Annotated in this window: 13 protein-coding genes; 6 read left to right on the top strand and 7 right to left on the bottom strand. The window is 76.3% G+C overall.

Going from position 1 to position 14,217, the window contains the following annotated elements; translation table 11 throughout:
• Position 1: 1 nt before the first annotated feature.
• The 4 genes from ABZS80_RS09110 to ABZS80_RS09095 are packed head-to-tail and all read left to right on the top strand — an operon-like array spanning position 2 to position 1,725.
• Positions 2–379 carry a gas vesicle protein gene (locus ABZS80_RS09110; RefSeq protein ID WP_151463032.1) on the top strand — a complete coding sequence of 126 codons (378 nt, stop codon included), beginning with the start codon at positions 2–4 and terminating at the stop codon, positions 377–379.
• Complete coding sequence (locus ABZS80_RS09105) at positions 363–1,163, top strand: GvpL/GvpF family gas vesicle protein (protein ID WP_355055223.1); 801 nt, start codon at positions 363–365, stop codon at positions 1,161–1,163. Before ABZS80_RS09110 ends, ABZS80_RS09105 begins: the two co-directional genes overlap by 17 nt.
• A complete protein-coding gene (locus ABZS80_RS09100) occupies positions 1,154–1,375 on the top strand; it encodes a gas vesicle protein (RefSeq protein WP_355055222.1) in 222 nt (73 codons plus the stop codon). Before ABZS80_RS09105 ends, ABZS80_RS09100 begins: the two co-directional genes overlap by 10 nt.
• Complete coding sequence (locus tag ABZS80_RS09095) at positions 1,372–1,725, top strand: gas vesicle protein K (protein WP_355055221.1); 354 nt, start codon at positions 1,372–1,374, stop codon at positions 1,723–1,725. The genes ABZS80_RS09100 and ABZS80_RS09095 overlap by 4 nt, the downstream gene beginning before the upstream one ends.
• A gap of 12 nt (positions 1,726–1,737) precedes the next feature.
• On the opposite strand, the gene ABZS80_RS09090 is transcribed toward ABZS80_RS09095, so the two are convergent.
• The 7 genes from ABZS80_RS09090 to ABZS80_RS09060 are packed head-to-tail and all read right to left on the bottom strand — an operon-like array spanning position 1,738 to position 10,019.
• Complete coding sequence (locus tag ABZS80_RS09090; RefSeq protein WP_355055220.1) at positions 1,738–3,960, bottom strand: AAA family ATPase; 2,223 nt, start codon at positions 3,958–3,960, stop codon at positions 1,738–1,740.
• Positions 3,961–4,003: 43 nt separating this feature from the next.
• Positions 4,004–4,477, bottom strand: coding sequence for a hypothetical protein (locus ABZS80_RS09085; RefSeq protein WP_355055219.1), 474 nt, complete (start codon positions 4,475–4,477; stop codon positions 4,004–4,006).
• Between the two features lie 43 nt (positions 4,478–4,520).
• Entirely contained in the window at positions 4,521–5,273 is a 753-nt protein-coding gene (locus ABZS80_RS09080) for an ATP/GTP-binding protein (RefSeq protein WP_355055218.1), read from the bottom strand.
• On the bottom strand, positions 5,251–5,700 hold the full coding sequence (locus ABZS80_RS09075; RefSeq protein ID WP_355055217.1) for a DUF742 domain-containing protein: 450 nt from the start codon (positions 5,698–5,700) through the stop codon (positions 5,251–5,253). Before ABZS80_RS09075 ends, ABZS80_RS09080 begins: the two co-directional genes overlap by 23 nt.
• On the bottom strand, positions 5,697–6,161 hold the full coding sequence (locus tag ABZS80_RS09070) for a roadblock/LC7 domain-containing protein (RefSeq protein WP_151463027.1): 465 nt from the start codon (positions 6,159–6,161) through the stop codon (positions 5,697–5,699). The genes ABZS80_RS09075 and ABZS80_RS09070 overlap by 4 nt, the downstream gene beginning before the upstream one ends.
• Positions 6,158–8,857 (bottom strand): nitrate- and nitrite sensing domain-containing protein, encoded by a 2,700-nt coding sequence (locus ABZS80_RS09065; protein ID WP_355055216.1) that lies wholly within the window; start codon positions 8,855–8,857, stop codon positions 6,158–6,160. The genes ABZS80_RS09070 and ABZS80_RS09065 overlap by 4 nt, the downstream gene beginning before the upstream one ends.
• Complete coding sequence (locus ABZS80_RS09060) at positions 8,844–10,019, bottom strand: hypothetical protein (RefSeq protein ID WP_355055215.1); 1,176 nt, start codon at positions 10,017–10,019, stop codon at positions 8,844–8,846. The genes ABZS80_RS09065 and ABZS80_RS09060 overlap by 14 nt, the downstream gene beginning before the upstream one ends.
• Before the next feature lie 375 nt (positions 10,020–10,394).
• Here ABZS80_RS09060 and ABZS80_RS09055 point away from each other — a divergent pair, with 375 nt between their 5' ends.
• Together ABZS80_RS09055 and ABZS80_RS09050 are read left to right on the top strand one after the other, a co-directional pair.
• Positions 10,395–13,265: an alpha/beta fold hydrolase gene (locus ABZS80_RS09055; protein WP_355055214.1), complete on the top strand. Its 2,871-nt coding sequence runs from the start codon at positions 10,395–10,397 to the stop codon at positions 13,263–13,265.
• Positions 13,265–14,143, top strand: coding sequence for an ABC transporter permease subunit (locus ABZS80_RS09050; RefSeq protein WP_355055213.1), 879 nt, complete (start codon positions 13,265–13,267; stop codon positions 14,141–14,143). The genes ABZS80_RS09055 and ABZS80_RS09050 overlap by 1 nt, the downstream gene beginning before the upstream one ends.
• Positions 14,144–14,217 lie beyond the last annotated feature (74 nt).

The following is a 14,217-nucleotide window of genomic DNA, read 5'->3' as shown; positions in this document are numbered from 1 at the left end:
GATGACCATTGGGCGGGCTCCGTCGGTCGTGCAGAACTCCGGTCAGGTGCTGCCGGCCGGCCACGAGCCGGCGAACCTCGGCGACATCCTGGAACGGGTGCTCGACCGGGGCATCGTGATCGCCGGTGACATCCGGGTCAGCCTGCTCGACATCGAGCTGCTGACGCTGAAGCTGCGGCTGGTCATCGCCTCGGTGGACACGGCGCGGCAGATCGGCATCGACTGGTGGGAGCACGACCCGTGGCTCAGCTCCCGGGCCCGGCCGCCGGTCGAGCCGGGCCCGCGCGACCCGGAGGAGGTCGAGGCGTCCCGCCGGCCGCGGGTGGCGGCCCGGGCCGAGCGGGAGCAGACGGAGGACTGGCATGACCACGACCTCTGACCCTGTCCGGGACACCGGCACCGCGGTCTGGCTGCACGGGGTGGTCGCCGGGACGGCCACGCCCGCCGGGCTCCCGGGCATCGCCGGCACCCCGGTGCGGGCGGTGGCCGCCGCCGGCCTGGTCGCCGTGGTCAGCGATGCCCCGCTCAGCGAGTACGGCGAGGCCGCCCTGCGCCGCAACCTGGAGGACCTGGCCTGGCTGGAGCGCGCCGCCCGGGCGCACCACGCCGTGGTGGACGCGCTGTCCCGGTCCGGCGCCGTGGTGCCCGCCCGACTCGCCACCGTCCACCGCGACGACGACCGGGTGGCCCGGGTGCTGGTCGAGCTGCACGACGAGCTGGCCGGCACGCTGGCCCGGCTCGACGGCCGCGCGGAGTGGGGCGTCAAGGGGTACGTGGTGCCCGGCGCCACCCCGCGGGTCGAGGAACCCGACGGCGGGGGCGGGGCCGGTGCCGCGTACCTGCGGCGGCGCCGGGCCCAGCTCACCGCGAGGGAGGAGGGGCAGCGGGTGGCCGCCGACGGGGCCGCCGCCGTGCACGCCGCCCTGGCCGGGTACGCGGTCGCCGCCCGCCGGCACGCCCCGCAGGACCGGCGGCTCTCCGGCGCGCCCACCGCCATGGTGCTCAACGGGGCGTACCTGATCGACCGGGACCGCTGGGACGGCTTCGCGGGGCTGGCCCGGGAGCTGGCGGAACGGCACCCGGAGCTGCGGCTGGAACTGACCGGCCCGTGGCCGCCGTACTCGTTCGTGGCGGAACCGGAGGGGGAGCCGGCATGGGCGTGACCGCGCTGGCGCCGAGCAGCGCCGACGACCCGCTGGCCTACCGGTCGGTGGCCCTGGTCGACCTGCTCGACCGGGTGCTCGCCACCGGCGTGGTGATCACCGGGGACATCACCCTGGCCATCGCGGACATCGACCTGGTCCGCGTCTCGCTGCGCGCGCTCATCGCCTCGGTCGGCGCGCTCGCCCCGCCCGAGCCGGAGGCCGCGCCGTGACCGGGCGGGACGAGGCGGCCGACCTGGCGGCGGCGCTGGGCGAGCCGCGGTGGACGGCGCCCCGGGTCCGACCGCTGGACCGCCGGCTCGCCGTCGACAAGGACTCGGTCGAGCGGGGGCTGGCCAGCCTGGTGCTCACCGTGATCGAGCTGCTCCGGCAGCTCATGGAACGGCAGGCGCTGCGCCGGGTCGACCTGGGCGACCTCACCGAGGAGCAGATCGAGCGGGTCGGCGCCACGCTCATGGCACTGGAGGAGCAGATGACCCAGCTCCGCGAGTACTTCGGCCTGGCCCCCGAGGACCTCAACCTCGACCTCGGCCCGCTCGGCCCGCTGCTGCCCACCGACTGAACCCGTCCCGGCTCAGCTCCGGGTGGCGGCGTAGGCCTCCAGGTGGGCGAGCTGGACCGGGTCCAGCGAGGGGCGGACGCGGGTGCGGGCCGCCTCGACGTGCGCGGCGGTGACCGTGCTGGCCGCCAGCGACTCGCGCATCGCGGCGAGGGCCGCCTCCCGGATCAGCGCGGCGCAGTCGGCCGCCGAGAAGCCGTCCAGTTCCGCGCCGAGCGCGGTGAGGTCCACGTCGGGCGCGAGCGGGACGTGCCGGGCGGCAGCCCGGAGGATCTCGGCGCGGGCCGGGCCGTCCGGCGGCGGCACGTACACCAGGCGTTCCAGCCGGCCGGGGCGGAGCAGCGCGGGGTCGACCAGCTCGGGGCGGTTCGTCGCGCCGACCACCACCACGTTGCGCAGCGCCTCCACCCCGTCCAGCTCGGTGAGCAGGGCGGCGACCACCCGGTCGGTGGTGCCGCCGTCGTTGGCCTGGCCCCGGACCGGGGCGAGGGCGTCCACCTCGTCGAGGAAGACCAGCGTGGGGGCCGCCTCGCGGGCCCGACGGAACAGCTCCCGCACCGCTCGCTCGCTCTCACCCACCCACTTGGAGAGCAGCTCCGCGCCCTTCACCGACAGCACGTTGGCCCGGCCCGAGCCGGCCAGCGCGGTGACGAGGTAGGTCTTGCCGCAGCCGGGCGGGCCGTAGAGCAGCACCCCGCGCGGCGGCGTCACGCCCAGCCGGGCGAAGGTGTCCGGGTAGGTCAGCGGCCACAGCACCGACTCGGTCAACCTCTGCTTGACCTCGTGCAGGCCCCCGACGTCGTCCAGGGTCACCGAGGCCAGTTCCAGGGTGGACGCGGCCATCGTGGTCGGCCGGACCACCTCCAGGGCGGCGGCGAAGTCGGCCATCGCCACGGTCGGGGTCTCCGCCGCCTTCTGCCGCAGCGCGGCCCGCACCCCGGCCTCCCGGACCAGCGCGGCCAGGTCGGCGGCGACGAACCCCGGCGTACGCCCGGCCACCTCGTCCAGCCGGACGTCTTCGGCCAGCGGCACCTGCCGGGTGAGCACGGTCAGCTGCTCCCGGCGCAGCGCCGCGTCGGGCAGCGGCACGGTGATCCGCAGCGAGAGCAGGTCCGGGGCGCGTAGCGCCGGATCCACCGCCTCGGGGCGCCCGGTCGTGCAGACGACCGCCGCCCCCGACCGGACCGTCTCGGCGACCACCTGCCGGAACACCGTGGCCAGCGGACCGGGCTCGTCGGCCGGGGCGACCGCCTCCACGTCGGTGACCAGCAGCACGGCCGGGCCGCCGGCCCGGACCGCAGCGGCGGCCTCGCGCAGCCGGCGGGCGGCCGCGTCGTTGCCCAGCGCAGCCAGTTCCGGGCCCCACAGCGGGCGCACCCGGGCGCGGACCCGGGCGGCGACCGCGCGGACCAGGGCCGACTTGCCCGAGCCGGCGGGGCCGCTGACGAGCACGCCGAGCGAGACGGTGGTGCCGAGCCGTCCCAGCACCTCCCGGTGGTGGAAGCCCAGGTCGAGCAGTTCGGTCAGCTCCTCGGCCTGGGCCCGCAACCCGGGCAGCTCGTCCACGTCGGGAGCGTCCTCGGGGCCGAGCAGGCCGTCGGCCGGCGCGGGAGCGGTCGGGGCCGCCGGGCCTTCCTCGCCGGCCGGGCCGGAGCCGCGGGTGGCCGGGCCGTGCTCCCAGCCGACCACGGTGTCCATGGTGACCAGCGCGCCGGTCGCCGGCTCGGCCGCCACGACGGTGAGCAGGGTGCTGGTCCAGGCGTACCCGACGGTGGTGGCCAGGCTGCGGCGGGCGGCCTCGACCAGGCCGCGGAGCGCGGCGTCGGGGAGCACGTCCTGGGGCAGCAGCGAGACGTCGTCGCCGGCGGTGACCACCTTGCCGAGCAGGGCGAGCCGGAGCATCTCCGGGGAGACCGCGGCCACGACGCCGACCGGCCCGGCCAGGGTGAGCCGGCGCGCCGGGACCGCCGGGAGGGGGCTCACCGTGACCTGCCCGCCGTCGCGCAGGCCCAGGTTGCCCAGCAGCAGGTCGTCGGCGTAGAGCAGGGCGCTGCTCGCGGTCGGCTCGGCCGGGGCGGCGATGCCGGCGGTCACCCGGCGGCCGGCCAGCCGCACCGGGTCGCCGGGACGCAGCGCCAGCGCCGTCAGCACCTCGGGGTGCAGGCGGACGACGCCGCGCCGGGCGTCCAGCGCCGCCGGCCGCAGGGCCGCGGTCAGGGTCAGGTCGGGTTCCGCCACCCGCCCGACAGTAGCCGCCGGCACCCCGTCGTGCCGGCGGGCCTCAGAGCGGGCCGGTGTCGTCCAGCAGCGACGGGTCGCGCCGGATCATCTCGGCCAGCCGGGCCGCCGGGTCGGTGGCCAGCCCGTCCTGCCCGGGGGCCGGCACCGTCTTCACCGACATCGGCCAGGCCGGCGGGGGCGCCGGCGCGGGCGCCGCGCCGACCGTCACCTCCGGGCCGGACCAGGCGACCCGCAACGGGTACGCCTGCCCGCCCAGTTCCACCCGCACGACGACGGCGAGCCCGGGGTGCTCGGCGACCACCCGGCGGACCGCCTCGGCCACCTCCTCGACCGGGTCCCGCCGCTCCGGCCGGTCGCCCCCACGCAACCGGTACGCGCCGTGCCCCGCCCGCGCGTCCGCCGGCCGGTCGCGCCCGGCGTCCTCGTCCGGCTCGCCGGGCAGCGGCCCCCGGCGGCGCTGCGCCTCCTCGCGCCGGGCCAGCCGGGCCAGGGTCTCGTCCAGATCACCTCTCATCACGTCCACCCCTTCCGTGATACGGGTCGAACCGGCTGCCGGTTCAGGCCCCCTTCTCCCGTGTCGCCCGGTCCAGCGCCCGGTCCAGGACGACGAGCAGCGCGTCCCGTACGGAGAGCCGTTCCCGGGCGTCGAACTGCACCAGCGGCACGTGTTCGCCGATCGCCAGCGCCCAGCGGATCGAGGGCAGGTCCAGCGCCAGCCGGCCGTCGAAGGCGTTCACCCCCACGGCGAACGGCAGCCCGGCCCGCTCCAAGAAGTCGATGGCCGGATAGCAGTCGTCGAGCCGGGCGCTGTCCACCACCACGAGCGCCCCGAGCGCGCCCCGGGCCAGGTCGTCCCACATGAAGCCGAAGCGGGCCTGGCCGGGCGTGCCGAAGAGGTAGAGCTTGAGGCTGCGGTCGATGGTGACGCAGCCGAAGTCCATGGCCACCGTGGTGGTGGTCTTGTCCGAGGCCGCGCCCGGGTCGTCGACGCCGATTCCGGCGGTGGTCATCTCCGCCTCGGTGGTCAGCGGGGCGATCTCGGAGATCGCGCCCACCGTGGTGGTCTTGCCGACCCCGAAGCCACCCGCGATGAGGATCTTCACCGGGATCGGTGGGCGCGGCGCGGGCACCCGGCTGACCGTCGGGGCGGCCACCTCGGGCGGCCGGTACGGCGGCGGCGGAGCCGGCGTGGCCGCCCGACCGGCCGGCGGGACGGTGGTGGGCGGAGCGGCGTACCGGGTGGCGGCGTTGTTCGCGGCGGGACCGCCTGCGGCGGCCGCCGGCCATTCAGGAGATCGCACGGAGTCCATCAATCACTCGCAGGATGAGGTCGGGGTCGAGGGTGTCGTCGGCGTCCCCGAGGTGCACGTCGAGGTGCCCGGCGGCGCGGAGGTCGCCGACGAGCACCCGGGTCACGCCGAAGTGCATCCGCGTCCGGGCGGAGATCTCGGCCACCGAGATCGGCTCGGCGCAGAGCGCCACGATCGTCGCCAGTTCCGGGTCCAGCTGGGCGATCACCGCCCACGAGCCGCTCTCCGGCCGGGTGGTCACCTGGGTCTCCAGGCCGATCGCCGCATCGCCGTCCACCCGGCCGGCGGTCAGCACGAACGGCCGCGGACCGGTGGGCTCCCCGTCGCCCGCGTCCGGCCTGGGGCCGGGGGAGGGCGCGTGCAGGAAGGGGCGGACCCGGGTGCCGGGCTCCGGCTCCGGGTCCTCGCCGGCCGCGTCCGGTGTCATTGCTGGACGGCGTTCTTCAGTTCGGCGATCAACCGGGGGGTCAGGGCGCCGCCGGCCCGGCCGGCGAAGAGCGTCATCTCGTACGCCACGGTGCCCAGGTTGGCCGAGCGGTCGGCGACCACGCCGAGCACCGAGCCGCTGCTGATCGCGCTGATCAGCAGGTAGCCCTCGGCCATGTCCACGATCACCCGGTTCAAACCGCCGAGCGCGTACCAGCTGGCCGCGCCCCCGGCGAGGCTGGTCATGCCGGAGACGACGGCGGCCAGCCGCTCCGCGTTGGACCGGTCCTTGATGGCGGACATGGCCATCAGCAGTCCGTCCGAGGAGACCGCGATCGCCTCCATCACCCCGGCCGTGCTGGAGGTGAACGAGTCGAGCAGCCAGTTGAAGGTGCGCGCCTCGGGGCTGAGGCCGCCGGTGGTGGTCTGGTCGGCGTTGTCGTGCAGGAACGGGCTGGTCACCGTGATGCGTCCTCTTCGTAGCGTCGGTCAGGACTGACTTCGCGCAGAGCACGGGCGACGCCCGCCTCGAAATCGGTGATGAGGTCGCGGACCTCGGCGGGGTCCCCCGGCGGCGGGCTCGCCGGCGGGGTGGCCTGCCCCGGGGACACGGCCAGGTTCGCGCCGGGCACCCGCCGGCTGAGCCGGGGCCGGTCGGGGGTGGGCACGACCGGGGCGGCGTCGTCCTCGGCGCGGCGTACGCCGTCCTGGAACGCCTCGACCAGGGCCCGGACCGTGGCCGCGTCGGCGGGCCCGGCGGTCACCGGCCCGGCCGCCGGCCCGGCGGGCAGCAGGCTCGCCCCGGGCACCCGCTGCCGGATCAGCGGCTGTGGCCAGGCCGGCTCGGCGGGCGCCGGCGCGAGGGCCGGTCCGGCGGGCGGTGGCGGAAGGGCCGGTCCGGCGGGCGGGGGGCCGGTCGCCGGCCCGGCGGCCGGGGGAGCGGCCGGGGCCGGGCCGACGACCGGGGTCGGCGTGTCGGGGGTGCCGGAACCGGGGGTGGCCGGCGCCGGGGTGGCGGGCGCCACGAGGGGCGGCCAGGCGGTCGGCGGCCCGCCGGCGAACGGGCCGGGGTCGGTGAACGGGCCGGGGTCGGCGGCGGTGCCCGGGCCGGCGTCGGGGCCCGGGGCGAAGGCCGGGTTGCCGAAGGCGTTCCAGGACTGCCCGGCCTCGAGGCTGCGGGTGGCCCGGCTCAGCAGCGCCGCGTCGAAGCCGGTCGGCTCGTCGGCGGCCGGGGTCCGGGCCGGCTCGGGCAGCGCCCGCCGCTCCCGGGACGGCACGGCGGCCCGCGCCACGGCCACGCCGGCCCGCTCGGGACGGCGGACCACCAGCAGGGCGGCCGGGATGTCCAGGTGGGCGGTCACCCCGCCACCGGCGGTCGCGGCGAGCCGGACGTTCCAGCCGTGCCGGCGGGCCAGCCGGCCCACCACGAAGAGCCCGAGCACCTCGGTGGGCGCCAGGTCGAGCCGCTCCCGGCGGGTGAGCCGGGCGTTCTCCGCGGCGAGGCGCTCCTCGGTCATGCCGATGCCCCGGTCCACCACGGTGAGCCGGGTGCCGCCGTCGGTCTGCTCGCCGGCCACCAGCACCCGGGTGTGCGGCGGGGAGAAGGCGGTGGCGTTCTCCATCAGCTCGGCCAGCGCGAGAACCAGGTCGCCGGCGGTCGCGGGCCCCGCCGACACCCCGGACCGGACCTGCACGTCCACCCGGGTGTAGTCCTCGATCTCACCGAGCGCGAGCCGGACCAGGTCGGCCAGCGGGACCGGTGCGACGTGCCCGTCCGACCCGGTCGCGCCGGAGAGCACCACGAGGCTGCCGGCGTTGCGGCGCAGCCGGCTGGAGATGTGGTCGAGGCGGTACAGGTGCTCCAGCCGCCCGGGGTCGGTCTCCTGCCGCTCCAGCCGGTCGATCAGGGCGATCTGCCGGCCCACCAGGTTCTGCGTACGCCGGCCGACGTGGCCGAACATCTGCGCCACGTTGCGCCGGCCGGCCACCTGCCGCTCGACCAGCCGGGCGGCGGTGCGCTGCACCCGCTCGAACGCGCGGGCCAGGTCGCCGATCTCGTCCCGGCCTCCGACGTCGATGGGGTCGAGGCGGACCGGTGCCACGGTCTCGGACTCGTCGTCGACCACCCGGGTCAGCTCCGCCTCGGCGACCCGGGCGACCCGGTCCGCGGACCGGGTGAGCCGGGTCAGCGGCCGGGCCACCGTCCGGGCCACCGCCATGCCGAGCAGGACGACGCTCAGCAGGATCAGGACGGCCGCCGCGCTGACCAGCCAGGCGGCGGCGAGCGCGTCCCGCTGCTCGTTCCGGGTCTCGGCGATGACGTCCGCGACGATCTTCTTCTCCACGAACTGGCCGAGGGTGATCATCGAGCGGACCGAGGGGAACAGCGCGTCGATCGGCACCGCCGCGATGGCCGTCACCGGGTCCTTGACGCTGTCGACCAGGAAGGTGGGGCTGGTCCGGGCGGCGACGGCCGCGTCGTCCAGCATGGCCAGCCGGTACTGCTCCGGCGTGATCAGGCTGCGGAACCGCCGGTTGTCGACCAGGAGCGCGGACATGCAGGCGATGTACGAGCCGGCCACCTTCGGGTCGCCCGTCGTCTTGACCAGCACGATCAGCGTGGCGCAGGCGCCCAGCCCCTCGTCGGCGCGGAGCAGCGCGTCCAGCGCCAGCACCTGCCGCCCGGCCGACGTGCCGGTGTCCACCTGGAACGGCAGCCGCAGCGCCTCGATCAGCGCCATGTCGACCGTGCGGAACGCGTTCATGATCTCGTCCGGCGTGGCCCTGCCGGCGAGCACCGCGGTGCGCAGGTCGGCCAGCGTGCGTACCCCGTCGAGGGCCGTCCGGACGGGCGCCGGCAGCCGCTCGGCCCGCAGGTCGGCGACCCGGTCGTCCACCGTGGCGGACTTCTGGATGAGCTCGGTGCGGGTCACCCGGCCGAGCAGCGACCCCACCGAGAGCAGCCGTTCCTGCTGGAGGTCCTGCACGAGACTGCCGATGCGGCTGGCCACCCGGACGGTGTCGGCGGTGTCGGCGGCCCGCTGGGCGGCGGCGACCCGGTCGAGGACCACCGGCACGGCCAACCCGACCATGCTGAGCAGCGGGATGATCACCAGCAGGGCGAGCCTGCCCCGGATCCGGAGCCTACCGAGCAGCATCGAACGGCCTCCATCGCTCGGACTCGCCGCGCCCGCCGCCGACCGGCAGGAGTTCGCCGTCACCGGCGTACGCCGGCTGGTCCGGGCGGAGCGTGGCCGGCGGGGGGCCGGCCTCGGCGGGCTCGCGGTCCGCCTCGGCGGCCCGGAGGCGGGCGCGTCGCAGCGTGGAGAGCAGCACCCCGGCCAGCACGGCGAGCAGCACCCCGGCCGCCGCGACGGCGCCCCGGGCCAGCCAGCGGTCCCGGTCGAGCCGGTCGAGCCGATCCGCCAGCAGCGCGTCGAGCTGGTCGAGGATGACCTGCCGGAGCTGCGCGGCGGCCGACTGCGCGCCGCGCCGCGCGGCGCCGAGCTGGACCGGGTCGGGCCCGGCCGCGCCGGCCGGCGCCGAGAACGCGGCCAGCGCCTCCACCGAACGCTGGTAGGTGTCCAGCGGGGTGAGCACGGTCGGGCCGAGGTCGGTGCTCTCCGAGCTGTCCACGGCCGCCCGCAGGTCGTCCACCAGGTCGGTGGCGGGCCCGAGCGCGGCGACCCGGAGTTCGGCCAGCTCGGCGACGGTCCTCGGGCGCTGCGCCGCGGGCCGGTTCGGGGCGAGGGTGGCCACGTCGGCGAGGCGGCCGGCGGCCACCATGGCGGCGGGCAGGTCCGCGCCGATGGCGTCCTGCACGAAGAACGAGTCGGAGCGCGGGTCGCGGACCAGGCCGGAGGCCTCGCGGACCTTCCGGTGCAGGGCCAGCAGCAGGTCGGCGACCTCGCCGTACGCCTGGAAGGCCGCCTCCGGGTCGGCGAGCCCGCGCTCCGGCAGCGCCTCCAGCTTGGCCCGTACCCCGGCCCAGCGTTCCCGGGTGCGGAGCTGGTCGCCGATCGCGCCGTCCACCTGCGCGGCCCGCTCGATGGCGGCGGTGAGCGCCGCCCGGGAGACCGGTCGCCCGGCGACCGCGTTGGTCTGCGCGTCGGTCAGCGCGTCGGTGACCGGCCCGAGCGCGCGCAGGTAGCGCACGCCGAGCCGCTCCCGGGCGGCCAGGTCGTGGTCGTCGCCGGTGTGCCCGTCGGTCTGGGCGAAGAGCAGCCCCAGCGGGGCGAGCAGCGCCAGCACGAGCAGCAGGGGCAGGGTGCGGCCCGGTACGGAGGGCCGCCGGCGGACCCGCGGCGCGGGGACGGTCATGGTCTGTCTCCTCCGGCGACGGCGGGGGACGGTCCGGAGCCGGGAGGTCGCCATACGCAGTCCCATGCACCGGACCGGAAAAGTAATCGAACCGGGCGCAGGTGGCAGCGGAGTCCGCGAGTCGGCTTCACGTCACTTCGGGTCGCGTCACGTCCGGTTGACCTTGCACCTACGGAGCGTCCGATATGGGCGGGAGGAAGGCGGCATCGGCGGCATTTGCGAGCGTAGATGTGAATTCACGGAATCAGAATTCATCCCGCTGGGACGCTCTGGACCTTCCGCGGTCGACGGAACCCGGACAACGAACGGTGCAACCGGACGGACGTACGGCGGATCTCAGGGAATGCTCAGCCAGCGGCCCGTACCGTGTGCCGCATGAGATCACCGCTGCCCGTCGCGCGGATCCGGCGCGCCCTGGCCGGCCGCCCCCGCCGGCTCGTCGCCGCGGTGGTGGTGGTCGTCCTGGTCGCCGCCGCCCTGGTCTGGGCGGCCCGCCCGGACCGCACCGGCTTCCGCACCGAGTCGGCCCTGGTGACCGTCCGTTCCGGACCGGCCGGCGACCAGCCGGTCGACCTCGACACCACGCTCTACCTGCCCGACGACGCCTCGGCCCGGCACCGCGTCCCGGCCGTGCTGCTGGCGCACGGCTTCGGCGGCACCAAGGAGTCGGTCCGCTCCGACGCGGAGGACCTGGCCGCCCGGGGGTACGCGGTGCTCACCTGGACCGCCCGCGGCTTCGGCCGCAGCGGCGGCGAGATCCACCTGGACAGCCCCGATTACGAGGTGCGGGACGCCGAGCGCCTGCTGGACCGGCTCGCCGCCCGCCCGGACATCCGCCTCGACGCGGCCGGCGACCCGCGGGTCGGCGTGGTCGGCGGCTCGTACGGCGGCGGCCTGGCCCTGCTGCTGGCCGCGCAGGACCGCCGGGTCGACGCGATCGTCCCGATGATCACCTGGAACGACCTGTCTCGCGCCTTCCTGCCGGAGAGCACCGGCAAGGGGCCCACCGAGGGCGTGTTCAAGAAGGGCTGGGCCGGCATCTTCTTCGGCGGCGGCGGCAACGCCGACTCCGGCCCGGCCGGGCTCTCCGGCACCGCGGCGGCCCAGCCGGAGGGCGCCCCGGCATCGGCCGGCGCGCCCAGCCCGCAGCCCGGCGCCGGTCCGGGCACCGGCCCCGGTCGCGCCCCGGCCGGCGCCGCCGACCCGTCCTGCGGCCGGTTCGCCGCCGACGTCTGCGCCGCGTACCTGCGGATCGCCACCACGGGGCGGGCCGACGGGCCGGCGGTCGACCTGCTGCGCCGCTCCTCCCCGGCCGGGGTGCTCGACCGGATCACGGCGCCCACCCTGCTGGTGCAGGGCGAGGCCGACACCCTCTTCCCGCTCACCGAGGCCGACGCCAACGCCCGGGGCATCGCCGCCGCCGGCACCCCGGTGCGGGTCGCCTGGTTCACCGGCGGCCACGACGGCGGCGCCGGCCCCACGTCCGACTCGGACCGGGTGAAGTTCCTGACCGCGCAGTGGCTCGACCACTACGTCAAGGGCGACGGCGCGGCGCCCGGCGACAGCTTCACCTTCTCCCGGATCGCGGGGTTCGACGCGCTCGACCGGGGCCTGGTGGCCACCGGCTTCCGCACCGCCGACTATCCGGGCGTGACCGGGCAGGGCCGCCGCGAGGTGACGCTGGCCGGGCCCGCCCAGGCCGTCGCCAACCCGCCCAACGGCAACCCGGCGGCGATCTCGTCGGTGCCGTTCGCCGGGGCGCTCGGCTCGCTGCTCGACGGGGTGGCCGGCGACATCCCCGGCCAACACGCCCGGTTCGAGTCGGAGCCGCTCGCCGACCCGGTCGACGTGGTCGGCGCGCCCACCGTGCGGATCCGGGCCGCCTCCGCGACCGGCGAGGCGGTGCTCTTCGTCAAGCTCTACGACGTCGACCCGCAGGGCGGCGCCACCCTGCCGGACGGCCTGGTCGCGCCGGTCCGGCTGACCGGCCTGCCCCGGACCGTCGAGGAGGCCCGGCCGGTCCCGGTCACCCTGCCGGCGATCGTCCGCCGGATCGAGGCCGGCCACCGGCTGCGGGTCGTGGTGGCCACCTCCGACCAGGCGTACGCCACCCCGGCCGAGCCGGCCGTGCACACCGTGGCGCTCGGTGACGGCCCGCTGGTGCTGCCCACGGTCGACGCCACGCCCATCCCCACCACCGCCACGGTCTGGCGCTGGGTGCTGGCCGGCCTGCTCGCCGCCATCGCGGTGGGGCTCGTCGTGGTCGTCCTGGTCGCCCGCCGCCGGCACCGCCGGCAGGACAGCTCGATCCACCCGGCGTACGCGGGCGTCCCGCTCGCCGTCCGCAACCTGCGCAAGGAGTACGCGGACGGCTTCGTCGCCGTCTCCGACGTGGACTTCGAGGTGCGCCCCGGCCAGGTGGTCGGCCTGCTCGGGCCGAACGGCGCCGGCAAGACCACCACGCTGCGGGTGCTCATGGGGCTGACCCAGCCCACCGCCGGCGAGATCTACGTCTTCGGGCACCGGCTGGTGCCCGGCTCGCCGGTGCTCTCCCGGATCGGCGCGCTGGTCGAGGGGCCCGGCTTCCTGCCGCACCTGTCCGGGCTGGAGAACCTGCGGGCGTACTGGCGGGCGACCGGCCGGCCGTGGGCGGACGCGCACTTCGACGAGGCGCTGGAGATCGCCGGGCTGGGCGACTCGGTGCACCGGCGGACGAAGAACTACAGCCACGGCATGCGCCAGCGGCTGGCCATCGCGCAGGCCATGCTGGGCCTGCCCGAACTGCTGGTGCTCGACGAGCCGACGGACGGGCTCGACCCGCCGCAGATCGCCGAGATGCGCCGGGTGCTCCAGCGCTACGCCACCGACGGCCGGGCGGTGCTGGTCTCCAGCCACCTGCTCGCCGAGGTGGAGCAGACCTGCACCCACGCGGTGGTGGTGAACAAGGGACGGATCGTGGCGTCCGGCCCGGTCGAGGAGATCGTCGGCGAGTCGCCCAGCGTGCTGTTCGACGTGAGCGACCCGGACGCGGCGCGTGGTGTGCTCGACCGGCTGGCCGGCGTACGGGTGCTGCCCGACGGCGACGGCGGGCTGGTGGTGGACACCAACGGCACCGCCCGCAGCGAGGTGGTGGCCGAGCTGGTCCGCGCCGGCATCGGGGTGGACCGGGTGGTGCCCCGGCGGCGCCTGGAGGACGCGTTCCTCGCCCTGGTCGGCGAGAACTCTCGGGGAAGCGGGGACCGGTGATGGCGCATTCGTCCTCTGTGGGGCCGGTGGGGGCAGCCGTCGGTTACCGGCCGTCGGCCACCCTGCCCTTCCGGGCGGAGTTCCGCCGGCAGGCGTCGCGGCGGCGCACCCAGCTGGCGCTGGGGTTCATGGTGCTGCTGCCGCTGATCATCCTGATCGCGTTCCAGTTCGACTCGGGCGGTGACGACGACAACGGCCGGGGCGAGTTCGCCAGCCTGGTCGACCTGGCCACCTCCGGCGGGTTGAACTTCACCCTCTTCTCGATCTTCGTGTCGTCGTCCTTCCTGCTGGTCGTGGTGGTGGCGCTGTTCTGCGGTGACACGGTGGCCAGCGAGGCGAGCTGGGGCAGCCTGCGCTACCTGCTGGCCGTCCCGGTGCCCCGGGCCCGGCTGCTCACGGTGAAGCTGGTGGTCGCGCTCGTGTACTCGGCGCTGGCGCTGGTGCTGCTCGCCGGCACCGCCCTGCTGGCCGGCACCCTCCGCTACGGCTGGTCCCCGCTGCGCAGCCAGGTCGCCGCCGAGCTGGCCCCGGGCGAGGGCCTGGTCCGCCTCCTCGCCGTGCTCGGCTACCTGGCCGTGATCCTGCTGGTGGTGGCCGGCCTGGCGTTCCTGCTCTCGGTGACCACGGACGCCGCGCTCGGGGCGGTCGGCGGTGCGGTGCTGCTCTGGATCCTGTCCAGCATCCTGGACCAGATCACCGCGCTGGGTGGGCTGCGGGCGTTCCTGCCCACCCACTACAGCAGTGCCTGGCTCGGGCTGCTGTCCACTCCCGTGCAGACCGACGACGTGGTGCGCGGCGCCATCTCGGCGATCGCCTACGCCACCCTGTTCTGGGGTCTGGCCTTCTGGCGGTTCACCCGGAAGGACGTAACAAGCTGAGCGGCTCACATCTTGGGAGCGTTCCCATGCGGCCGTCCCGTTAACAAAGAATTTATCAAGTTCGATAAAGTCGT

This window comes from Micromonospora sp. NPDC005305 (genome assembly GCF_040607315.1).
In the GTDB taxonomy this organism is placed as follows: domain Bacteria; phylum Actinomycetota; class Actinomycetes; order Mycobacteriales; family Micromonosporaceae; genus Micromonospora.
Note: the sequence above shows the minus strand (reverse complement) of the source record. Positions and strands in the feature narration are given on the sequence as shown.